Raw genomic sequence first — 21,148 nt, 5'->3', positions numbered from 1 at the left:
TTGGGACACGGCTAAAGCGTCCAACGGCCGACCCCTCACCCTGCCCTCTCCCTCCGGGAGAGGGTTCCCCGCGCTAGCCGAGCTTAGTATCGGCAAGCCCCGCAAACCCTGCTATCGCCTCGCAATCCGCCTCCCGCCGCATCGTCATGACCTCCCGCACCGCCACCCTCATCGGCTTCTGCGCGATCCTGCTCTGGTCGACGCTCGCGCTCTTCACGGCGATGTCGGGGCGCGTCCCGCCCTTCCAGCTCGTGGCGATGACCTTCGTCATCGGCGGCCTGCTGATCCTCGTGATCACGGCGCTACGCGGCGATCTTTCCCGTATCCGACCGACGCCGGCCTCCTTCGCGCTCGGCCTCTACGGCCCGTTCGGCGACACCACGCTCTATTACGCCGCCGTGAAGAACGCCCCACCGGCCGAGGCGAACCTGATCCACTATCTCTGGCCGCTGCTGATCGTGCTCTTTGCGGCGCTGCTGCCGGGCGGCGGCCTCAAGCCCCGCCACCTCATCGGCGCGCTGATCGGCCTCGTCGCGACCGGGCTTCTGGTCTCAGGTGGGCTCGGGACCGGCAGCGGGATCGCGCTCGGCCATGGGCTGGCGGCACTCGGCGCCTTCGTCTGGGCGAGCTATTCGGTGGCCTCGCGCCGCTTCGCCAACGTGCCCTCGGAGAGCCTGTGCATCACCATGCTGGGCTGCGCCGTACCGGCGCTGGCACTCCATTTCATGCTGGAAACCACGCTCTGGTCGCTGACAGCGGTGGAATGGGCCGGTGTGCTCGGCCTTGGGCTCGGCTCGATCGGGCTCGCCTTCGTCGTCTGGGATGTCGGCATGAAGCACGGCGATGTCGCCTTGCTCGGCGTCGCCTCCTATGCCGCGCCGGTGCTCTCGACGCTGATCCTGGTGCTCTTCGGCTATGCCCCGGCGAGCTGGCTGCTGGGTGCCTCCTGCGCCCTCATCGTCGTCGGGGCGCTGGTGGCGAGCGGGGGTGGGCGCAAACGCTGAGCCCGTCATTCCGGGGCAGGCCGCAGGCCTGAGCCCGGAACCCATGAACACGAGGCTGATCCAGTTGTCGTCATGCTCGCCCTTATGGCGAGCATCCACGTCTTGAACACCGCGTTCCATGAAGGAAGACGTGGATGGTCGGGACAAGCCCGACCATGACGGCTGATGTGGTGTTCATGGGTTCCGGGCTCTTCGCTACGCGAAGCCCCGGAATGACAGCATGCCGCCCGCTCAATTCCGCCTGAGCAGCCGCTCCAGATAATCCAGCTCCTCGGTCGGACGCATCGGGTCGCCGAGGCGCTTGCGCAGCTCCTCGAGGATGCGCCGCGCCCGCTGGGTCGCGCTCTCGTCGGCGCCGGGCACCTTGACCCGACCATCGGCCCAGTCGCGCTGGCGCTGCGGCCGGCCGAGCGGATCCTCGCTGCCACGCTGCTGCGCCGAGGGCCGCCCCTGCTGGCGCCCGTCCGGCTCGCCATAGGCGCCTTCGGTGCCGTCGCCCTCGCCGGGCTGGCCCTGCATCTGCTGGGCGAGGTTCTGGCCGCCACGGCGCAGCGCATCGAGCGCGCGGCCTTGCGCATCGAGCGCGCCCTCGCCCTGGCCCTGGCCGAGCTGCTGCTCCGCGTCGCGCATCGCATCCTCGGCCTCGTCGAGCTCGCCATTCTGCGGCGCGCCCATGCCGCGCATCCGCCGCTGCAGATCCTGCAGCCGCTCACGCAACGCCTGCTGGCGCTGGGAGAGGCCCTGCCCCTGGCCGTTCTGGCCCTGCATGCCCTCGCCGCCTTCGCCGTCCTCCCCCTGCTCGCCCGGCTGCTGGCCGGGTTGCTGACCACGCTGGCCCCGTTGTCCTTGCTGGCCCTGTTGCCCCTGCTGGCCGCGCTGCCCCGGCCGCGCCTGCTGCTGGCCCGGACGCTGGCCGCGCTGGGTCTGGCCTTGTCCCTGCCGGCGCTGCTCGTTCTGATAGGTCTCGTCGCGCAGATTCTGCTGGTCGCGCGTCATCCGGTCGAGATCGCCGAGCGCCTGGTTCATCTGGTTCTGGCGCGGATCGCGCTGGTTCGGACGCGCCATCTGCAGATTGTTGAGCATCCGGTTGAGCTCTTCCATCAGGCGCTGCGCCTCGGCCATGTCGCCGCGCCGGGAGAGCTCCTCAATCCGGTCGAGCATGTTCTGCAGGTCGCGCGGCGTCACCGTGCGGAAGTTCTCCGGCAGCTGCGCCTGGTTCTGGTCGCCGTTCTGTTGCTGCTGGCGCATCATCTGCTCGGCGAGCTGGCGCATGAAATTGTCCATGGCCCGGCGCATCTCGTCGGTGAGCTTCTTGATCTCCTCCTCGGATGCGCCCCGCTCCAGCGCCTGCTGCAGATTCTCCTGCGCCTGCCGCAGCGCCCGCTCGGCGTCGGACATGTCGCCATCCTCGAGCTGCAGCGCCATCGCCCACATCAGCTCGGAAACCTCGCGCAACTCGTCGTCGCTGCCGGACTTGCGCAGCCGCTCGGTCAGCATGCGCATGCCGAGATAGACGCCGGTCTCCTTCATGAAGAGGTCGGGTTCGATCATCAGCGCGTCCATGGCGAGCTGCACCTTGGAGCGGTCCTCGACATTCATGACGAGCTTGCGCCGCTGCTCGACCAGCGCCTTGGCCAGCGGCTTGGTGAAGGTGCGCTGCGGCAGCACGACCTCGATCGGCTCGGTGCGCCCTTCCTGGCCGGCCTCGTCCTTGGCGATCAGCACCATGCGGACCTTGGCGCCAGCCCAGGGATGAGCCGAAAAATCGACCGTGCTCTTCATCTCCTCCTCGCCCGCGGAGGGAGGCGGCACGGCGAGGTTCTGCTTCGGCGGCTCGACCAGCGAGCGCCCGCCCGCCGCCGGATCGGGACGCGAGACCGTCGCCTCGATCGAGGCGATGCCGTAATCGTCCCTGGCCTTGTAGCTGATGGCGAGCCCGCCCGACTGAGCGCCCGTCACCGGCTTCGGCGGATCGGTGAAAGCGATGGTCGGCGGCTGGTCGGCGATGGCGGTGATGTGAAGCGCCGTGCCGGGCGCGCCGCTGCCGGTGAGCTTGAGCGTGCCGTTGCCGGCAAGCGTGAAGCGCTTCTCCAGCACCGCCTGCTGCGGGCCGGCGGACTGCGCCGGCTTGGCCGGGGCCGCGTCCTTCGACGGCGCCTCCTTGGACTGGGCGTCCTTGCCCTCGCCTTCCTTCGCCTCCGGCTTGAGCAGCTCGAGCCGCCCGGTCGTGGCAACGTCCATATTGGTCTTGCCGGCGATGCGGACGACAATGACCGATTTCTCGGGCGCGTTGAGATTGGGGCTGGCGAGCTTGTTGAAATCGATCAGGATCGGCGGCAGGCGGGTATAGGCCGGCGGGTCGATCCAGGCGTCGATCCGGGTCGAGGGTGCGCTGCCGGGCGGCCCCTTCCAGTCGAAGGCGGCGGAGAGGCGCTGTGTCGCTTCGGGGCCTGCAACGAAGAAAGCGGTGACGGCGGCGAGCAGCGGCACGGCGCGCAATGCCAGCCTGTCGTGCCCGGCCATGCGTGGCTGCGGCGGCGCGACCTTGAGGGCGGCGACCTGCCGGCTCTGGCGCTCGACATGGAGCTTCCACAGGGCCTGCGACACGGGATCGGCCGAGCCGACGGCCAGGCTGTCTTCCAGCGCCGAGGCCGGGCGATGGCCGCCGGCGAAGGAACGGTCGAGCCGGGTCAATGCGTCGCGATGCGTCGGCAGGACGAGCCGCGCGACGTACCAGAGACTGCCGATCAGCGCTGCCGTGAAGGCGAGCACGCCGATGATCCGCCCATACCAGGGCAGATGCGTCCACAGCCCGAACCAGGATACGGCGAGGAAGGCAAGAATGACGGCGAGCGTCAGCCACAGCCGCGGCCAGAGCCGTTCCCAGCCAAGCGAAACCCGCGAGGCGAGCGCGAGACGGCGAAGCCGCTGCCGGATGCCGTCGATCGTATCGGGCGCCTTGCGGCGCTCTGCCTCGCTCATGCCATCGCTCCGGGCGGCCCCCATTCCTGTCTGAACTTGCCTGACGCAGTCAGGCTAACACGGGAATGTGGCATTGCCAGTGCGAAGACGGCACTGCCGGCGCCGCTCCACCTTTCGTGAACAGCCAGGGGAGCGGAACGAATCAGATCAGGCGAACCAGCCGGGCAGCCGGTCCGTGCCGATCAGCTCCTCATAGCTCTGGCGCGGCCGCGTCACGGCGTAGTCGTCACCCTTGACCATCACCTCGGCGATCAACAGGCGCTGGTTGTAGGTCGAGGACATCGAGGCGCCATAGGCGCCCGCCGTCATGAAGGCGATGAGATCGTTCTGCCTGAGCTGCGGCAGGGCCCGGCCGGCCGTGAAGGTGTCGCCCGATTCGCAGATCGGCCCGACGACGTCGTAAGCGACCTCCGGCCCGCCGATCACCGGCTCGGCCACCGGCCAGATCTCGTGATAGGCCTCGTACATCGCCGGCCGGACGAGGTCGTTCATCGCCGCATCGACGATGAGGAACTGCTTGGTCGGGCGCGGATTGAGATGCAGCACCTTCGTCAGCAGCACGCCGGCATTGCCGACGATGAGACGGCCCGGCTCGAAGCCGAGCTCGACATCGAGGCCCTTCGTCACCTTGGCGACCATCTCGGCATAGGCATCGATCAGCCCCGGCCCATAGTCGAAGGTCTTCGGGATGTCGTAGGGGATGCCGAGCCCGCCGCCGAGGTCGAGCCGGTCGACGCGATGGCCTTCGCCCTTCAGCGAGCCGACCAGCGCGACCATCTTGGAATAGGCCGCCTCGAAGGCGTCGATCTCGCGGATCTGGCTGCCGATATGGACGGCAAGCCCCATGATCCGCACGCCCGGCATGTTGGCCGCCCGTCCATAGAGCCGGCCGACCTCCTCGAAGGAGACGCCGAACTTGTTCTCGGACGAGCCGGTCGTGATCTTGGCGTGGCCGCCGGCGCCGATATCGGGATTGACGCGAAACACCGCCTCCTGCCGCTTGCCGAGCGAGGCCGCGACCCTGGAGAGCAGGTCGAGCTCGCTCTCGCTCTCGATATTGACCTGATAGATGCCGGCCTCGACCGCGAAGCGCAGCTCCTGCTCGCTCTTGCCGACGCCGGAAAACACGATCTTTCCGGGCGGGATGCCGGCGGCGAGCGCCTTGCGCACCTCGCCTTCGGAGACCGTGTCGATGCCGGCGCCGAGCGCCCCCAGCGTCTTCAGCACGCCGAGATTGCCGTTCGCCTTCATGGCGTAGAAGACATGGGTCTTGCCGGCGGTCTTCTTCACGGCCGCCGCGAACAGCTTGTAGTGCCGTTCGATCGTCGCGGTGGAATAGACATAGACCGGCGTGCCGACCTCGGCCGCGATGCGCTGGAGATCGACGCCCTCGGCATGGAGCGAGCCGTCGCGATAGGCGAAATGATGCATGGGACTTAACCCTGGAAAAATCGGCTGAAATCCGCGCCGCCATCCCGGCCGGAGCGTAGCGTAGAGCCGGGATCCATGCCGGAACCTTTTAGCAGAAGCGCTCAGGCATGGATCCCGGGTCTCCCTGCGGTCGCCCGGGATGACGGCGCGTGAAGACTGAAATCACATCAACGGATCGAGGATGAACGGCTTGTTCGGCACGACGATCGCCTTGTTCGCCTTGGCCGGCTTCGCCAGCACCGAGGCCGAACCATAGGAGGAGACGTCGTTCTCCTGGGCGCCGATCTGGTCATCGGGCAGATCGATGGCTCCGGCCGCATTCGGTGGCGCCTCGAGCGGCCCCTTTCGCCCGCAGGCAGCGAGTGCAACGGCCAGAAGGCCGACGACCAGCAGGGTGCGGCCGAATTTCAGGCGGGAATCAAGCACGAAAGCGAACCCTCGGAACGAAGCGTGGCAGGACAGTAGCGGAGGATGCAGCGGAGCGCGAGGCTCTCGACCTGCGTCATTCTCGGGCAAGCGCCACATATCCCCTCTCCCCTTGCGGGAGAGGGCTAGGGTGAGGGGTCTCGCGACGCTGGGCGCGAGCCGAACACCGAACTTTCAGACCTGCGCGACCCCTCATCCGCCTGCCGGCACCTTCTCCCACAAGGGGAGAAGGGAGCGGTGGTATGGGACCGCTCGTCGGACAGCCGAGCATGACGGCTTATCCCTTCGCGAGCTGCTTCAGCCAGCGCCGTGCCTGCTTGCGGACATTGGCGGGCGCCGTGCCGCCATAGCTGACGCGGCTCTTGACCGACTGGTCGACGCCGAGCACGGCGAAGACCGCCTCGGTGATCTTCGGCTCCACCGCCTGCATCTGGGCGAGCGAGAGCTTCTCCAGCCCGACCTTTTTCTCGGAGGCGATGCCGACGAGCCGGCCGGTGACGTGATGCGCGTCGCGGAACGGCATCTTCAGCACCCGCACCAGCCAGTCGGCGAGATCCGTCGCGGTGGCGTAGCCGAAGCCCGCCGCCTTCTTCATCGCCTTGAGGTCGGGCTGCATGTCGCGGACCATGCCGGCCATGGCGGCGAGGCAGAGCGAAAGCGTCTGCAGGGCGTCGAAGGTGCCCTCCTTGTCCTCCTGCATGTCCTTGGAATAGCTGAGCGGCAGGCCCTTCATCATGGTCAGCAGCGCCTGCAGCGCGCCGAACACCCGGCCCGCCTTGCCGCGCACCAGCTCAGCCGCGTCGGGATTGCGCTTCTGCGGCATGATCGAGGACCCCGTCGAGAAGGCATCCGAGAGCTTGACGAAGCCGAATTGCGGCGTCGCCCAGAGCACGATTTCCTCGGCGAGGCGCGAGAGGTGCATGGCGCAGATCGAGGCGGTCGAGAGCGTCTCCAGCACGAAATCGCGGTCGGAGACCGAATCGAGCGAGTTCGCGGTCGGGCGGTCGAAGCCGAGCGCCTTCGCCGTCATGTGCCGGTCGATCGGGAAGGAGGTGCCAGCAAGGGCCGCCGCGCCGAGCGGGCATTCGTTGAGGCGCGCGCGGGCGTCGCGGACACGGCCGCGGTCACGGCCCAGCATCTCGACATAGGCGAGGAGATGATGGCCGAAGGTGACCGGCTGCGCCGACTGCAGATGGGTGAAGCCCGGCATCACCGCGCCGGCATAGGTATCGGCCTTCTCGGCAAGCGCGCGCTGCAGGTCAGCCATCTGTCCGTCGATCTCGTCGAGGGTGTCGCGCACCCATAGCCGCATATCGGTCGCGACCTGGTCGTTGCGCGAGCGGGCGGTGTGCAGCCGGCCGGCAGCGGCGCCGATCTTGTCCTTGAGGTTGGACTCGACGTTCATGTGGACGTCTTCGAGCGCACGCGAAAACGTGAAGGCGCCGCTCTCGATCTCACCTTCGACCTGCTTGAGACCCGCGGTGATGGTTGCGACATCGTCCTTCGTCAGGATGCCGGTCTCGGCCAGCATAGCCGCATGGGCGAGCGAACCGCGGATATCCTGGCGCCAGAGCTTCTTGTCGAAATCGATGGAGGCATTGATCTCCTCCATGATGGCGCCCGGACCTGTGGCGAAACGCCCACCCCACATGCGATTGCTCACGACGGTCTTTCCTGCTTTTGAGGACGCGCAATGACGTCTGGAATGAAGATCGGACTGGCCCTCGGGGTCGTGGCGGCGCTCGGCCTCGCTGGCGTGGCGGCGTTCTACTCCGTCACGGGCGATGCCGGCAACGGATCATGCAGCGCGGCACGCACGACCGCCGAACGCATGAAGCCGCTGGTCAAGGGTGAGGTCGCGGCCATCGAGCTGCGCTCACGCCCGCAGCCGGCCCCGGAGCTCGCCTTCACCGGCCCGGACGGCCAGCCGATGACGCTCGCGGCACTGAAGGGCAAGACGCTGCTGGTCAATCTCTGGGCGACCTGGTGCGCGCCCTGTCTCAAGGAAATGCCGGCGCTCGACACACTCCAGAAGGAGATGGGCGGGCCGGATTTCGCCGTCGTCGCCATCAACATCGACACGCGCAACCTCGACAAGCCGAAGGCCTGGCTCGCCGAGAACAAGGTCGCCACGCTGCCCTTCTACGGCGATCCGCAGGCGGCGACCTTCCAGTCGCTGCGCGCCGCCCACAAGGTCGAGGGCATGCCGGTCAGCATTATCGTCGACAAATCCGGCTGCGAGCTCGGCATCATCCAGGGCCCGGCCGACTGGGCGAGCGCCGATTCGAAAGCGTTGATGAAGGCCGCGATCGGCAAGCCCTGAGCGCAACGTCGCGGCAATGGCAGCGTGTTGACGAACTCTCGTCGCATTGCGGCGTTCTGCTCAGCAGATTCCGGAAAAGTGTCCCACGGTTTTCCGACAAGAATCTGCGACTAAGCAAAAGGCCTCAGCAGCGGCCGAAAGGATCGAGCATGACACTCTTGCGCAAGCGGAAGCAGGGTTTTCACCGGGCGGGAGCGATCATGCTCGCGGTGGCGCTGAGCGTTGCCGCGGGATCGGCCATCGCGCAGGAGCGCAAACCCATTCCCGGCACCAGCGTCTCGCTGGTCGCGCCGAAGGGCTTCGAACCGGCATCCGGCTTTGCCGGACTGTCCAACCCGAAGACGCAGGCCAGCGTCCTGATCGTCGAGATGCCCGCGGAAGCCTATCCGCAGCTCGCGACGCTGTTCAACGACAGCGAGAGCGCCAAGACCAATTTCGCCCGGCAGAAGGTCAATATCACCAAGGTCGAGCAGGTCGACGGCACCGGCGGCGAAAAGGTGCCGCTGCTGAGCGGCACGCAGGAGGCCGGCGGCACCAAACTCGACAAATGGATCGCCCTGTTCAAGGGGCCGAAGACGGTGATGATGACCGTGCAGGCGCCGCCAGCCGCCAAGATGCAGCCGGCCGAGGTCAAGGCGCTGGTCGCGTCGGTCTCGCTCGGCAAGGAGGCCTCGCTCGACGAGAAGCTCGCCGCGCTTCCCTTCACCATCAAGACCGCAGCGCCGTTCCGCGTCGTCGACACCATCGGCGGCGCCGGCGTGCTGATGACCACCGGCGAACGCAGCACCGACCCCTCGGGCACCCAGCCGCTGATGATCGCCGCCTACCAGATGTCCGCGCCCATCAAGCCCGGCCAGGAGGAGAAGCTCTCCGAGACGATGCTGAGGAGCACGCGCGACATGCAGACGGCCGAGATCAAGGAGCGCAAGCGCGTGCCCTTCGCCGGGCAGGACGGCGTGCTGCTTTCCGGCTCCTTCAAGCATCCCAACGGCAACGACAAGAGCTTCGTGCAATATCTCGCCATCGGCCCCGGCGGGCGCTTCGTCCGCCTTCTCGTCATGGCGGATGAGGCGGAGATGCCGAAGCTGCAGCCGGCAATCGAGCAGACCGCCGCCAGCGTTGCTTTCGCGGCCCGGTAGAGCGCTTCCCCCACCCCACCCGCGCATTGAGCGATTGGCGTCGCATGCGCGGGAGGCTATTGGCTTGCTCCATGAACTATACGATCGGTCTCGCGACCACCTTCCATGATCCCGCCATCGCGATCATCGGCCCCGACGGCGAGGTGCTCTTCGCCGAGGCGACCGAGCGCTATCTGCAATACAAGCGCGCGCCCAATTGCGAGCCCGATTCGGCGCCGCGCATGGAAGGGCTGCTGAAGCGCTACATCCCGAAGGACGCCGAGGTCACCATCGCCACCAGCTGGGGCGAGGACTTCACCGGCTTCCTCGACCAGATGGCGCGCGCCGGCTCCTTCACCCTCGACGCGCTGCTCAAGCTCTCGCCCGAGCTCAACCGCTCGCTGGTGCCCGAGCGCACCGAGCGCGCCTTGATCGCCTCGCTCCATCACGCCCAGCAACGCGCCGGCATGGGCGTGCTGCTCGGGCTCGACCGCGCCTATGGCAAGGCCAACGTCACCGGCCTCAAGCGCTACGGCCACCATCTCAGCCACGCCGCCTATGCCTGCTGGTCCTCGCCCTTCGACAACGCCGCCTGCCTCGTCGTCGACGGCATGGGCGAGACCGGGGCTTCCGCCATCTTCGCGCTGGAGAACGGCCGCATCCGCGAGGTGAAGCGCCATCGCGGGCGGGAATCGATCGGCTTCTATTTCGGGCTCGTCACCGACCTCGCCGGCTTCGACCAGGCCAAGGGCGAGGAATGGAAGATCATGGGGCTCGCCCCCTACGGCAAGACCGACCCGGAGCTGATGGCGCTGCTGCGCAAGCTCTACACGATCGAGGGCCACAAGCTCTCCTTCGCCAAGGCCGATGTGGTGCAGGCGGTCGCAGCGAAAATCCTGGCCCGCCGCCCGGCCGATGCGCTCGATCAGGGCTGGGCCGATCTCGCCCGCTGCGGGCAGGACGTCTTCGCCGAGATGATGGAAGCGCTGCTCGCCGAGACCGCGGCGCTCGTGCCGAGCGAAAACCTCGTCATGGCCGGCGGCTGCGCGCTGAACTCCTCCTTCAACGGCAAGATCGCCGGCCGCCACGGCTTCGAGACCGTATTCGTGCCCTCCGCCCCGGCCGATGACGGCAATGCCATCGGTGCCGCCTGGCTTAGCCACGCCGAAGCGAACCCGGACTGGCGCGCGCCGAAGGGGCCTCTCACCCCCTATCTCGGCTCGCGCGTCTCGACCGAGCCTTTCGAGCGCATGCAGCTCTGGGAGAAGCGGCTGCGGAAGCTCTCTCCTGATGAAATCGCCCCCGTCACGGCCAAGCTCCTCACCGAGGGCAAGCTGATCGGCTGGGTCCAGGGCCGCGCCGAATTCGGGCCGCGCGCGCTCGGCAACCGCTCGATCATCGCCGATCCGCGCCCGGCCGACGCCAAGGACATCCTCAACGCCAAGGTGAAGTACCGCGAGGCCTTCCGGCCCTTCGCGCCTTCGATCCTGGCCGAGCACGCCGCCGACTGGTTCGATAACTATCAGGACGCGCCCTATATGGAGCGCACGCTGACCTGGAAGGAGGCGGTGCGCCACCGCGTCCCGGCCGTGGTCCATGAGGACGCGACCGGCCGCCTCCAGAGCGTCACGGCGGAGCGCAACCCACGCTACCACGCGCTGATCTCGGCCTTCCATGAGCTGACGGGCGTGCCGGTGATCCTCAACACCTCCTTCAACATCATGGGCAAGCCGATCCTGCACACGGCGGAGGATGCGATCCTGATGTTCTATACGAGCGGGCTCGATGCGCTTGTGGTCGAGGACTGGCTGCTGGTGAAGTAGGCGCGGTCGGTGGCCGGCGCCTGCGCAATGAACCCACCGTCGTCATCCCGGGCGACCGCAGGGAGACCCGGGATCCATGCCTGAACGTCGATCGGAAACGCTCAGGCATGGATCCCGGATCTGCGCTTCGCTACGTCCGGGATGACAGCGCTGAGTTCTGCTGAGCCGAAAATAATCGATCCGCAGCGTTGATCGGTCGGATCACGCAAAATTGCTGGTTTCGGGACCGTTTGCGGTCATTCTCCCCGTCGATCGGAGGGAGACGACGCCATGCTGCAACTGCGCCCGAACTGCGAATGCTGCGACCGCGACCTGCCGCCGCAGTCGCGCGACGCCCTGATCTGCACCTTCGAGTGCACCTTCTGCGCCGACTGCGCCGAGATGCGCTTCGCCGGCACCTGCCCGAATTGCGGCGGGGAATTGGTGCGCCGGCCGATCAGGCCGGAGCGGATGCTCGAGAAATACCCGGCGTCAGTCGAGCGCATCCGCAAGCCGCATCCGCAATGCGTGGCGGCCTAAGGAAGGCGATCGACTCGATGACTTCGACGGGTCAGGCGAGCCTCAGCTCGCCTGCTTCACCGCGATGCCCTTTTCCTCGAAGAGCGCCTGCAGCTCGCCGGCCTGGAACATCTCGCGGGTGATGTCGCAACCGCCGATGAACTCGCCCTTGACGTAGAGCTGCGGGATCGTCGGCCAGTTGGAATAGGCCTTGATGCCCTCGCGGATTTCCTGATCCTCGAGCACGTTCACGCCCTTATAGGGCACGCCGATGTAGCTGAGGATCTGCACGACCTGGCCGGAGAAGCCGCACATCGGGAATTGCGGCGTGCCCTTCATGAAGAGCACCACGTCGTTGTTCTTCACTTCCGCTTCGATGCGGGCGTTGACGTCGGACATCATCTGTCTCCTGAAGCGGGTTCAAGGCCCGCCGGATGGTTTCATTCTAATCTTGGGGAACCGCCGTCGTCAGCGCAAGGGCGTGCAGCACGCCGCCCATATTCCCCTGAAGCGCGGCATAGACCATCTGGTGCTGCTGCACGCGTGTCTTGCCCTTGAAGGCAGCCGAGGTGACGGTCGCGGCATAGTGGTCGCCGTCGCCGGCGAGGTCGCGAATCTCGACCGCCGCATCCGGCAGCGCCGCCTTGATCATCCGCTCGATCTCATGGGCGTCCATCGCCATGGTCTGTCTCCTCAGTCCACCTTGCTGGCCATGTAGGACGGCAGCCAGTCTTCGTGGATCTTGCGCAGATCAGCGACGGCAAGCGTCGGTTCGCCCGGCAGGCTAAGCGAGGCACCGCCGGTGCGGCCAATGGCGAGCGCCGGCACGCCGGCGGCCTTCGCCTCAGCGATCACGGCTTCGGCCTGCGCAGCGGGAACCGTGAGGACATAGCGCGCCTGATCCTCGCCGAAGAGCGCGGCATGAGCCGGGCCGGCCGGCAGCGTCTCGATCGTCGCACCGATGCCCTTCGCCATCGCCATCTCGGCGAGCGCAACCACAAGGCCGCCATCCGAGAGATCGTGGCAGGCAGTAACCTTGCCGTTCGTGATCAGCCCGCGCACCAAATCGCCGTTGCGACGCTCGATCGCAAGATCGACCGGCGGCGGCGCGCCCTCCTCGCGGCCGCAGACGGTCGCGAGATAGGCGCTCTGGCCGAGCCAGCCCTGCGTCTCGCCGATCAGCAGGATCGTCTCGCCTTCGGCCTTGAAGGCGATGGTCGCGTGCTTGGTGACATCAGCCAGCACGCCGACGCCGCCGATGGTCGGGGTCGGCAGGATCGAGACGCCATTGGTCTCATTGTAGAGCGAGACGTTGCCCGAGACGACCGGGAAGTCGAGCGCCTTGCAGGCCTCGCCGATGCCGCGAACGCAGCCGACGAACTGGCCCATCACCTCCGGCTTCTCCGGATTGCCGAAGTTGAGGTTGTCGGTGATCGCGAGCGGCGTCGCGCCGACGGCGGTGAGGTTGCGCCAGGCTTCAGCCACGGCCTGCTTGCCGCCCTCGAACGGATCGGCCTCGCAATAGCGCGGGGTCACGTCGGCGGTCATGGCGAGGCCCTTCGGCCCGTCCTCGATACGGATCAGGCCGGCATCGCCGCCCGGCGTCACCACCGAATTGCCGAGAATCAGCGTGTCGTACTGCTCCCAGATCCAGCGCTTGGAGCAGAGGTCGGGCGAGCCGATCAACTTCTTCAGCGCCTCGGCATTGCCGCAGGGCGGCGTCACGCTCTCGGCCGCGATGCGCTGCTGCGGCGCGGTCTCGATCCAGGGCCGGTCGTATTCGGGAGCCTCGTCGCCGAGCTCCTTGATCGGCAGGTCGGCCATCACCTCGCCCTGGTGCTTGATGACGAAGCGCAGCGTGTCGGTGGTGTGGCCGACGACCGCGAAATCGAGCCCCCACTTCCGGAAGATCGCCTCGGCGGCCTCCTCATGCCCCGGCTTGATCACCATGAGCATGCGCTCCTGGCTCTCCGAGAGCATCATCTCATAGGCGCTCATGCCCTCCTCGCGGCAGGGCACCTTGTCGAGGTCGAGCTCGACGCCGAGATTGCCCTTGGCGCCCATCTCGACGGCCGAGCAGGTCAGGCCCGCCGCGCCCATGTCCTGAATCGCGTCGACATGGCCGGCGGCCATGATCTCGAGGCAGGCTTCGAGCAGGAGCTTCTCGGCGAAGGGGTCGCCGACCTGCACGGTCGGGCGCTTCTCCTCCGACTTATCGTCGAACTCCGCCGAGGCCATGGTCGCGCCGTGGATGCCGTCGCGGCCGGTCTTGGAGCCGAGATAAACGATCGCCTTACCCACGCCGGTCGCCTTGGCGTAGAAGATCTCGTCGGCCTTGGCGATGCCGACCGCCATGGCGTTGACGAGGATGTTGCCGTCATAGCGGGTGTGGAAGCCGGTGGCGCCGCCGACATTCGGCACGCCGAAGGAATTGCCGTAGCCACCGATGCCCGCGACGACGCCCGAGACGAGATGGTGCGTCTTCGGATGGTCGGGATCGCCGAAGCGCAGCGCATCGAGCACCGCGATCGGCCGCGCGCCCATGGTGAAGACGTCGCGCAGGATGCCGCCGACGCCCGTCGTCGCGCCCTGATAGGGCTCGATGAAGGACGGATGATTGTGGCTCTCCATCTTGAAGACGATGGCGAGACCGTCGCCGATATCGATGACGCCGGCATTCTCGCCCGGCCCCTGGATCACCCAGGGCGCCTTGGTCGGCAGCGTCTTCAGATGGATCTTCGACGATTTGTAGGAACAGTGCTCGTTCCACATCGCCGAGACGATGCCGAGCTCGGTGATCGTCGGCTCGCGGCCGATCAGATGCAGGAAGCGCTGGTATTCATCAGGCTTCAGGCCGTGCTCGGCGACGAGCTGCGGGGTGATCTTGATGTCGTTCGGAATCACGGGCTCAGGGTTCCTGGCGGTCCGGCGAGGGGATTTGGCAGGGGCATAGCCTGCCTCGGCCCGCAGTACAACGCCACCGCGACGACGGCTTGAGCTGGAACCCGCGAATGTGTATGATTAGCCCACCTTCTACACATCGATCCGTCATGCGCACGAACATCGAACTTGACGACGAATTGCTCGCGGAAGCGATGAAGGCCACGGGGCTGCCGACCAAGCGCGCAACGGTCGAGGAAGCGCTGCGGCTCGTCGTTCGGCAGCATCGCCAGCGCCGCGCTCTGAAAGAACTCGCCGGGCTTGGCTGGGAAGGCGATCTCGACGCGATGCGGCGTGACATCGTCCTGCCTGACGAGCGGTGATCGTCGTCGACTCGTCGGTCTGGATCGCTTTGCTGCGCGGCGAGGCCTCGCCCCAAGTCGCGCGGCTCAGGGCTGTCGAGAATACCTCCGACATCCTGGTCGGCGACCTTGTGCTGACGGAAGTGCTGCAAGGCGCCCGCGACGACAAGCACGCGGCGACGATCGAAGCGCTGATGTCCACCTTTCCGATCGTGCCGCTACTCGGACCTTCGCTCGCGCCCCGCGCCGCCGCGAACTATCGCCGGCTTCGCCAGCGCGGCATCACCATCCGCAAGACAGCCGATGTCATCATCGCCACCTACTGTATCGAGCACGGCCATCTGCTGCTCCATCAAGACCGCGATTTCGATCCGATGGTGGAGCATTGCGGCCTGCGCACCCTCTGAACTTCAGATGGCAAGTTCGCCGAGAGCCACCCGCAAGGACACCGGAATCGACACCGGCTTCTGGCCGGCGCGCTCGACATAGACATGGGTGAAGCGCCCCTGCGCTGCCGCCTGCTCCCTCCCCTGCCGGAAGATGCCGATTCGGTAGGTGACCGAGCTGTTGCCGAGCCGCTCGACCGCGATCCCCGCCTCCACCGTCTCGGGAAAGGCGACGCTCTCGAAATAGGTGCAGCCGGTCTCGACCACGAGCCCGACGGTCTCGCTGCCGGCGAGGTCGAGAAAACCGCCTTCGATCAGCCAGGCGTTCACCGCAGTGTCGAACCAGCCGTAGTAGACGACATTGTTGACGTGGCCGTAGGCGTCGTTGTCGTGCCAGCGCGTCGGGATGGCGCGGAAGACGCGGAAATCGCCGCGCGTGAGGCGGGGCTGACGGTCGCTCATATCCGGTAAATCCTCCCACCGTCATGCTCGCCCTTGTGGCGAGCATCCACGTCTTGAACACCGCATTCGAGGAAGGAAGACGTGGATGGTCGGGACAAGCCCGACCATGACGGCGCGGGCATAACCATTCTCAGCTTTCCCCCGGTTTCTCGCCGGCCTTGATCTCCGGCACACCCAGCGCATCGGCCAGCCTCGCCTTGGCCGAGCCCGGCTTGAGCGGCTTCTGCTGGCTTTCATGCGGGGCCCAGCCCGAAACCCAGACAAACTCGAAGGTCGCTGGCAGGCGCCCGTCGGGGTCGGCGAAACGCTCGGCATAGAGCGCTACAGCACGCAACAGCGTCTCGCGCCGTAGCGGCGCCTTGCGCCGCGCGACGAGCGTATTGGCCCAGCCCATCGCCCGCAGATCGCGGAAGAGCCCGAAGGCGTCGCGATAGCGCACCGTGACGATCTCGCTGTCGATGACCGGCAGAGCGAAACCCGCGCGCTGCAGCAATCCGCCGAGATCGCGCAGATCGGCGAAGGGCGCGACGCGCGGGCTGACGCCGCCCATCGTCTCGCTCTCGGCTTCGAGCAGTGCCTGCCGCAGTTCCTGCAAGGAACGCCCGCCGAGCAGGCAGCCCATGAACAGCCCGTCCGGCCTGAGCGCCCGCTTGATCTGGATGAACGCACCAGGCAGGTCGTTGACGCCCTGCAGCGCCAGCAGCGAGACCGCGAGATCGAGCGAGCCTGCGGCGAAGGGCAGGCGCTCGAGATCGCCGACCAGATCGGCCGGCGCCCCCTCGGCCTCCGCCATACGCAGCAACCGCCCCGCCTTGCCGACGAGGACGGGGGCAATGACCGGCAGCGGCGTGCCGAGATCGGCCGCGACCGCGAATTCCCGCAGCACGGCCCCGAGCCGCTCCTCCAGATCGCCCGCCGCACGCTGGAGCAGGAAATCCGGATAGTCCTGCGCAAGCGCGCGCTTCAGCCGCGAACGGCCGAGCGCGCGGTCGAAGACGAGGCTCTGGTCGCTCAACCCGGTACCTTTCGCAAAGACACAAGTCCTCATCCTGAGGAGCAGCCGCGAGGCTGCGTCTCGAAGAGCCTGCCCCGGACTTGATCCGGGGATGATCCAGATGTCTCCGAGCCTTCCGGATCGTCCTTCGAGACGCCATTCCTACTCGGAATGGCTCCTCAGGACGAGGGCTGAGACAGTCACATCCGTGATCTGCTCAGCGATCGAGCAGCTTCTCGATCTCGGCGCGCAGCTGCGGGCCGAGATCGCCGCGATCGAGCGCATAGGCCACGTTCGCCGTGAGGAAGCCGATCTTCGAGCCGGTATCATAGATCTCGCCGTCGAAGCGCACCGCATAGAACGGCTCCTGCCGCGACAACGCGATCATCGAATCGGTGAGCTGGATCTCGCCGCCCGCACCCTTCTCCTGATTGGCGAGCAGGTTGAAGATCGTCGGCTGCAGGATGTAGCGACCGGTGATGTGGAGGTTCGACGGGGCCGTGCCCTTCGGCGGCTTCTCGACCATGCCGGTGATCTTCGAGACCTTGGCCTTGGCATCCTCGACGCCGACGATGCCGTATTGATGCGTCTGGTCGTCCGGTACCGGCGCAACGGCGATGTGGTTGCCGCCATGCTGCTCATAGGCATCGATCATCTCGGCGAGGCAGCCCTTGCCGGCGCTGTAATGCAGCATGTCCGGCAGCAGCAGCGCGAACGGCTCCTCGCCGACGATCTCGCGCGCGCACCAGACAGCGTGGCCGAGGCCGAGCGGCGCCTGCTGGCGGGTGAAGCTGGTGGCGCCCGCGGCCGGCAGGTCGTGCTTCAGCGCCTCGAGCTCCTTCACCTTGTTGCGCTTGGCCAGCGTGTCGTCGAGCTCATAGGCCATGTCGAAATGATCCTCGATCACCGCCTTGTTGCGGCCGGTGACGAAGATGAAGTGCTCGATGCCGGCGGCGCGCGCCTCGTCGACAACGTGCTGCACGACCGGGCGGTCGACGATGGTGAGCATCTCCTTGGGGATCGCCTTGGTGGCGGGCAGGAAGCGGGTGCCGAGACCGGCGACGGGGAGAACGGCCTTGCGGATGCGTTTCGTCATGAAAAATCCATTGGGCGCGGCGGCCATTGCCGAATGGCAGGGCAGTGATCGGAACGGCCGCACAACTGTCATTGTTGGCAGCCATTTGTGCTTATAGCTGACAGGCCTTGAGAACCCGTCAACGGTTTTTCGTTAGAGCCGGGTCATGACAAAGATGAGGCAAGAGACGCAATGGCGATATTGGTTTCCGGCGGCGCTGGCTACATTGGCAGCCACATGGTCCTCGAACTTCTGGATCGCGGCGAGCGCGTGGTCGTGCTCGACAACCTGTCCACCGGCTTCTGGTGGGCCGTTCCGCCCGAAGCGACCTTCATTCAAGGCGATATCGGCGATCAGGAGCTGGTCGAGAAGCTGATCGCCGAGCATGGCGTGACGGCGCTGGCGCATTTCGCGGCGCGCATCGTCGTCCCTGAATCGGTCAGCGATCCGCTTGGTTATTATTTCAATAATACTGTGAAAACCCGAGCATTGATCGAGAGCGCCGTCCGCGGCGGCGTGAAGCACGTCATCTTCTCCTCAACGGCCGCGGTCTATGGCGAGCCCTCCGTCTCGCCGGTGCCGGAGGAGATCGCGCTCAACCCGATCAACCCTTACGGCCGCTCCAAGCTGATGAGCGAATGGATGCTGCAGGATGCGGCGAAGGCGCATGGCTTCGCTTACGTCGCGCTGCGCTACTTCAACGTCGCCGGCGCCGATCCGAAGCTCCGCTCCGGCCAGTCCTCGCCGAATGCGACGCATCTGATCAAGGTCGCGAGCCAGGCCGCGCTCGGCCAGCGCGACGGCCTCACGGTCTTCGGCACCGACTATGCGACGCCGGACGGCACCTGCGTGCGCGACTACATCCACGTCACCGATCTCGCCCGCGCCCACCTCGCCGCGCTCGACCATCTGCGCGCCGGCAAGGAAAGCCTGACGCTGAACTGTGGCTATGGCCGCGGCTATTCGGTGAAGGAGGTCGTCGAGGTGGTGAAGAAGGTCTCAGGGATCGATTTCCCCGTGACCCTGGCCGATCGCCGCGCTGGCGACCCCGCCTCGCTGGTTGCCCGCGCCGATCGTATCCAGGCCGAGCTCGGCTGGCGGCCGGAGCATGACGACCTCGAGGAGATCGTCGGCCAGGCGCTGGCCTGGGAAGAGAAGCTCAGGACGCGGAACGCAACGGCCTGAGCTGCGGAGCACGCTGCATTCCTGAAAACACACCGTCATTCCGGACAAGCCGCGAAGCGGTGCCGATCCGGAATCCATCGTAGAGCGTCGCGTTCACGATGGATTCCGGGTCTTCGCTGCGCTTCGCCCGGAATGACGGTGCGTTTCCGGTTGAAGGCAGCACATTTCGGCGTCAGGCGGCCGTATCCTCGCCGACCGGCTCGCGCACTTCCAGCACGGTCAGGCGCTTCACATCGCCCGAGCGCGTCGTCCAGTCGATCGAACGCTCGGCCGCCATGCCGATCAGCGCGACGCCGATCGGCGTCATCACCGAGATGCGGTTCTTCTCGATATTGGCGTCCTGCGGCCAGACCAGCGTGACGGTGGTTTCCCGCTTGGTGCTCTCGTCACGATAGACGATCACGCTGCCGATCCGGGCATGATCGACCGAAACCCGCCCCTCCGGCAGGATGCGGGCGCGGTCGAGCTCATGGGTCAGCTCGGCGGCAAGCTCCGGCATGGTGTTGGCCGCGCCGGCCGCGATGCGGCTCAGCATGGCATGGTCCGCTGCCGTGACAGTGATGGCAGGACGCTTGGCGGTCATCGGATCAAGTCTTTCATCGAAAAGGCGAGCACCTGCCGGCGGACGCAAAGCCGCGCGGAATCAAAGGTCGAACTCGCAGGTGAACAGGTGCAGAGGAAGCGCCCCCGAGCCGGAGGCGCCAAGCGCGACAGACCCGGGGCTAGAAGCCCGCGATGAGGTTGCCCGAGCGGTGCAGACCGCGGCGGAACGGAGAGGCGCTATACATTGGATCAGAATCCGCCAATCGCCCGGGCTTGTCAAATTGCCGCGCTGGCGCCCAGCTGACACCGGGCTTAACCTACGGTTAATCTTGTTCAGGCGCTGTGATGGTGTTTCCATCCAGCATCTGCAGGGAGTGTCCATGCGCCTGTCCGTCATCGCAGCTTCGGCCTTGATCAGCCTGGCACCTGCGCTGGCGCAGACGACCGGGTCGATCAACGTGTCCGGCGCCCATGCCCGCAATGCGCAGGCGACGCCGGCGAGCGCCTCCTTCGACATCTTCCTGCAGCGGCTCTGGCCGCAGGCGCAGGCGCGCGGCATCTCACGCGCGACGTTCGACCTCGCCTTTCGCGGCGTGACGCCGGACGCTTCCATCGTCGCCCTGACCAAGAAGCAGGCCGAGTTCAGCGCTCCGATCTGGAGCTATCTGGAGAATGCCGTCGGCGGCGCCCGCATCCAGCGCGGCCGCGATGCTGCCGCCGAGAACGCAGCCGTTCTCGCGCAGGTCGAAGCCCGCTACGGCGTTCCCAAGGAGGTCGTCCTCGGCGTCTGGGGCATGGAGACCAATTACGGCTCCTTCAAGGGCGGCAAGGACGTCATCCGCTCGCTGGCGACTCTCGCCTCGATCCGCTATCGCGGCGACTTCTTCCGCGACGAGCTGCTGACCGCGCTCGAGCTGATCGAGAAAGGCTATGCCGAGCGCAGCGAGCTGCGCGGCTCCTGGGCCGGCGCCATGGGCCACACCCAGTTCATGCCGTCGAGCTACATGAAATATGCCGTCGACTGGACCGGCAACGGCCATGCCGACATCTGGAACTCGTCGAGCGACGCCATCGCCTCCACCGCCAACTACCTCAAGGGCTATGGCTGGGTGCCCGGCCTGCCCTGGGGCATGGAAGTGACGCTGCCGGGCGGCTTCGACCACCGCCTCAACAAGGCGAGCTTCTCCGCCTTCGCCTCGGCCGGCGTGCGCCGCGTCGATGGCGGCCGTCTGCCCTCCTCCGGCGAAGGCCGCCTGTTCTATCCCGCAGGGCATAGCGGCCCGGTGATGCTGCTCACCGCCAATTTCGACGTCATCAAGAAGTACAACTCCTCGGACGCCTATGCGCTCGCCGTTGGCCATCTCGGCGACCGCATCATGGGCCGCCCGGCGATCCAGGCCGACTGGCCGGTCAAGGCCCCTCGCCTCGACATGGCGGCGACCCGGGACCTGCAGCATCGGCTGAAGGCGCTCGGCTTCTACAATCACGACGCCGACGGGCGCATCGGCACCGGCACACGGGAGGCCGTGCGCCAGTACCAGATCAGCGCCGGCGAGATCCCGGACGGCTATCCGACGCCGGCCCTGCTGGCGCGGATGCGTGGCAAGCGCTGACTTTCGGGCCGCTCCGCCCTATAGTGCCCAGCATGGGGGCCGC

At 66.8% G+C, this 21,148-nt stretch carries 20 protein-coding genes; 9 read left to right on the top strand and 11 right to left on the bottom strand.

Going from position 1 to position 21,148, the window contains the following annotated elements; translation table 11 throughout:
• Positions 1-146 precede the first annotated feature (146 nt).
• Positions 147-1,004, top strand: coding sequence for an aromatic amino acid exporter YddG (gene yddG / locus FQV39_RS25120; RefSeq protein ID WP_149132770.1), 858 nt, complete (start codon positions 147-149; stop codon positions 1,002-1,004).
• Between the two features lie 231 nt (positions 1,005-1,235).
• Here yddG and FQV39_RS25115 read toward each other — a convergent pair whose 3' ends face one another.
• The 4 genes from FQV39_RS25115 to argH all read right to left on the bottom strand — a co-directional run bounded on the left by FQV39_RS25115 (position 1,236) and on the right by argH (position 7,506).
• Positions 1,236-3,986 (bottom strand): TIGR02302 family protein, encoded by a 2,751-nt coding sequence (locus FQV39_RS25115; protein WP_149132769.1) that lies wholly within the window; start codon positions 3,984-3,986, stop codon positions 1,236-1,238.
• Between the two features lie 147 nt (positions 3,987-4,133).
• Positions 4,134-5,417: a diaminopimelate decarboxylase gene (lysA, locus tag FQV39_RS25110; RefSeq protein WP_149132768.1), complete on the bottom strand. Its 1,284-nt coding sequence runs from the start codon at positions 5,415-5,417 to the stop codon at positions 4,134-4,136.
• A 162-nt stretch (positions 5,418-5,579) separates the two neighbouring features.
• Positions 5,580-5,843: an LPS translocon maturation chaperone LptM gene (gene lptM, locus FQV39_RS25105; protein ID WP_187640062.1), complete on the bottom strand. Its 264-nt coding sequence runs from the start codon at positions 5,841-5,843 to the stop codon at positions 5,580-5,582.
• A 277-nt stretch (positions 5,844-6,120) separates the two neighbouring features.
• Positions 6,121-7,506: an argininosuccinate lyase gene (gene argH, locus FQV39_RS25100; protein WP_149132766.1), complete on the bottom strand. Its 1,386-nt coding sequence runs from the start codon at positions 7,504-7,506 to the stop codon at positions 6,121-6,123.
• A gap of 42 nt (positions 7,507-7,548) precedes the next feature.
• Here argH and tlpA point away from each other — a divergent pair, with 42 nt between their 5' ends.
• The 4 genes from tlpA to FQV39_RS25080 all read left to right on the top strand — a co-directional run bounded on the left by tlpA (position 7,549) and on the right by FQV39_RS25080 (position 11,626).
• Complete coding sequence (gene tlpA, locus FQV39_RS25095) at positions 7,549-8,166, top strand: thiol:disulfide interchange protein TlpA (protein WP_248313136.1); 618 nt, start codon at positions 7,549-7,551, stop codon at positions 8,164-8,166.
• A gap of 149 nt (positions 8,167-8,315) precedes the next feature.
• Complete coding sequence (locus FQV39_RS25090) at positions 8,316-9,305, top strand: hypothetical protein (protein WP_149132764.1); 990 nt, start codon at positions 8,316-8,318, stop codon at positions 9,303-9,305.
• Between the two features lie 71 nt (positions 9,306-9,376).
• A complete protein-coding gene (locus FQV39_RS25085; RefSeq protein WP_149132763.1) occupies positions 9,377-11,107 on the top strand; it encodes a carbamoyltransferase family protein in 1,731 nt (576 codons plus the stop codon).
• Positions 11,108-11,377: 270 nt separating this feature from the next.
• Positions 11,378-11,626, top strand: coding sequence for a DUF1272 domain-containing protein (locus tag FQV39_RS25080; protein WP_149132762.1), 249 nt, complete (start codon positions 11,378-11,380; stop codon positions 11,624-11,626).
• 42 nt (positions 11,627-11,668) lie between these two features.
• Here FQV39_RS25080 and grxD read toward each other — a convergent pair whose 3' ends face one another.
• Genes grxD through purL form a run of 3 tightly spaced genes read right to left on the bottom strand, consistent with a single transcriptional unit; the run spans position 11,669 to position 14,509 of the window.
• Positions 11,669-12,004 (bottom strand): Grx4 family monothiol glutaredoxin, encoded by a 336-nt coding sequence (gene grxD / locus FQV39_RS25075; protein ID WP_149132761.1) that lies wholly within the window; start codon positions 12,002-12,004, stop codon positions 11,669-11,671.
• Between the two features lie 46 nt (positions 12,005-12,050).
• Positions 12,051-12,287, bottom strand: coding sequence for a BolA/IbaG family iron-sulfur metabolism protein (locus FQV39_RS25070; protein WP_112579526.1), 237 nt, complete (start codon positions 12,285-12,287; stop codon positions 12,051-12,053).
• Positions 12,288-12,298: 11 nt separating this feature from the next.
• On the bottom strand, positions 12,299-14,509 hold the full coding sequence (gene purL, locus FQV39_RS25065; protein ID WP_187640061.1) for a phosphoribosylformylglycinamidine synthase subunit PurL: 2,211 nt from the start codon (positions 14,507-14,509) through the stop codon (positions 12,299-12,301).
• Positions 14,510-14,655: 146 nt separating this feature from the next.
• On the opposite strand from purL, the gene FQV39_RS25060 reads away from it, so the two are divergent.
• Together FQV39_RS25060 and vapC are read left to right on the top strand one after the other, a co-directional pair.
• A complete protein-coding gene (locus tag FQV39_RS25060; protein WP_149132760.1) occupies positions 14,656-14,868 on the top strand; it encodes a type II toxin-antitoxin system VapB family antitoxin in 213 nt (70 codons plus the stop codon).
• Positions 14,865-15,254, top strand: a complete 390-nt coding sequence (gene vapC / locus FQV39_RS25055; RefSeq protein WP_149132759.1) for a type II toxin-antitoxin system VapC family toxin — start codon at positions 14,865-14,867, stop codon at positions 15,252-15,254. Before FQV39_RS25060 ends, vapC begins: the two co-directional genes overlap by 4 nt.
• A gap of 3 nt (positions 15,255-15,257) precedes the next feature.
• Here vapC and FQV39_RS25050 read toward each other — a convergent pair whose 3' ends face one another.
• From FQV39_RS25050 to galU, 3 genes are all read right to left on the bottom strand, one after another.
• The gene (locus tag FQV39_RS25050) at positions 15,258-15,695 is read right to left on the bottom strand and encodes an acyl-CoA thioesterase (protein WP_149132758.1); all 438 of its coding nucleotides are present in this window, start codon (positions 15,693-15,695) and stop codon (positions 15,258-15,260) included.
• A gap of 130 nt (positions 15,696-15,825) precedes the next feature.
• On the bottom strand, positions 15,826-16,710 hold the full coding sequence (locus FQV39_RS25045; RefSeq protein ID WP_149132757.1) for a methyltransferase domain-containing protein: 885 nt from the start codon (positions 16,708-16,710) through the stop codon (positions 15,826-15,828).
• A 196-nt stretch (positions 16,711-16,906) separates the two neighbouring features.
• Positions 16,907-17,785 carry a UTP--glucose-1-phosphate uridylyltransferase GalU gene (gene galU, locus FQV39_RS25040; protein ID WP_149132756.1) on the bottom strand — a complete coding sequence of 293 codons (879 nt, stop codon included), beginning with the start codon at positions 17,783-17,785 and terminating at the stop codon, positions 16,907-16,909.
• Between the two features lie 171 nt (positions 17,786-17,956).
• Here galU and galE point away from each other — a divergent pair, with 171 nt between their 5' ends.
• The gene (galE, locus tag FQV39_RS25035; protein ID WP_149132755.1) at positions 17,957-18,949 is read left to right on the top strand and encodes a UDP-glucose 4-epimerase GalE; all 993 of its coding nucleotides are present in this window, start codon (positions 17,957-17,959) and stop codon (positions 18,947-18,949) included.
• A 172-nt stretch (positions 18,950-19,121) separates the two neighbouring features.
• Here galE and rnk read toward each other — a convergent pair whose 3' ends face one another.
• Positions 19,122-19,532: a nucleoside diphosphate kinase regulator gene (rnk, locus tag FQV39_RS25030; RefSeq protein ID WP_149132754.1), complete on the bottom strand. Its 411-nt coding sequence runs from the start codon at positions 19,530-19,532 to the stop codon at positions 19,122-19,124.
• Between the two features lie 340 nt (positions 19,533-19,872).
• On the opposite strand from rnk, the gene FQV39_RS25025 reads away from it, so the two are divergent.
• On the top strand, positions 19,873-21,105 hold the full coding sequence (locus tag FQV39_RS25025) for a lytic murein transglycosylase (RefSeq protein WP_149132753.1): 1,233 nt from the start codon (positions 19,873-19,875) through the stop codon (positions 21,103-21,105).
• Positions 21,106-21,148: the final 43 nt, after the last annotated feature.

It is taken from the genome of Bosea sp. F3-2, from assembly GCF_008253865.1.
Lineage (GTDB): Bacteria > Pseudomonadota > Alphaproteobacteria > Rhizobiales > Beijerinckiaceae > Allobosea.
This window is presented reverse-complemented; position numbering and strand designations above follow the sequence as displayed.

What these genes read in the sequence shown, in the direction of transcription:
- FQV39_RS25115 (WP_149132769.1), bottom strand. Translation starts at nt 3,986, where the DNA reads ATGAGCGAGGCAGAGCGCCGCAAGGCGCCCGATACGATCGACGGCATC.
- grxD (WP_149132761.1), bottom strand. Translation starts at nt 12,004, where the DNA reads ATGTCCGACGTCAACGCCCGCATCGAAGCGGAAGTGAAGAACAACGAC.
- FQV39_RS25050 (WP_149132758.1), bottom strand. Translation starts at nt 15,695, where the DNA reads ATGAGCGACCGTCAGCCCCGCCTCACGCGCGGCGATTTCCGCGTCTTC.
- lysA (WP_149132768.1), bottom strand. Translation starts at nt 5,417, where the DNA reads ATGCATCATTTCGCCTATCGCGACGGCTCGCTCCATGCCGAGGGCGTC.
- FQV39_RS25025 (WP_149132753.1), top strand. Translation starts at nt 19,873, where the DNA reads ATGCGCCTGTCCGTCATCGCAGCTTCGGCCTTGATCAGCCTGGCACCT.
- galE (WP_149132755.1), top strand. Translation starts at nt 17,957, where the DNA reads ATGGCGATATTGGTTTCCGGCGGCGCTGGCTACATTGGCAGCCACATG.
- yddG (WP_149132770.1), top strand. Translation starts at nt 147, where the DNA reads ATGACCTCCCGCACCGCCACCCTCATCGGCTTCTGCGCGATCCTGCTC.
- FQV39_RS25060 (WP_149132760.1), top strand. Translation starts at nt 14,656, where the DNA reads ATGCGCACGAACATCGAACTTGACGACGAATTGCTCGCGGAAGCGATG.
- rnk (WP_149132754.1), bottom strand. Translation starts at nt 19,532, where the DNA reads ATGACCGCCAAGCGTCCTGCCATCACTGTCACGGCAGCGGACCATGCC.
- FQV39_RS25070 (WP_112579526.1), bottom strand. Translation starts at nt 12,287, where the DNA reads ATGGCGATGGACGCCCATGAGATCGAGCGGATGATCAAGGCGGCGCTG.
- FQV39_RS25085 (WP_149132763.1), top strand. Translation starts at nt 9,377, where the DNA reads ATGAACTATACGATCGGTCTCGCGACCACCTTCCATGATCCCGCCATC.
- tlpA (WP_248313136.1), top strand. Translation starts at nt 7,549, where the DNA reads ATGAAGATCGGACTGGCCCTCGGGGTCGTGGCGGCGCTCGGCCTCGCT.
- FQV39_RS25090 (WP_149132764.1), top strand. Translation starts at nt 8,316, where the DNA reads ATGACACTCTTGCGCAAGCGGAAGCAGGGTTTTCACCGGGCGGGAGCG.
- galU (WP_149132756.1), bottom strand. Translation starts at nt 17,785, where the DNA reads ATGACGAAACGCATCCGCAAGGCCGTTCTCCCCGTCGCCGGTCTCGGC.
- FQV39_RS25080 (WP_149132762.1), top strand. Translation starts at nt 11,378, where the DNA reads ATGCTGCAACTGCGCCCGAACTGCGAATGCTGCGACCGCGACCTGCCG.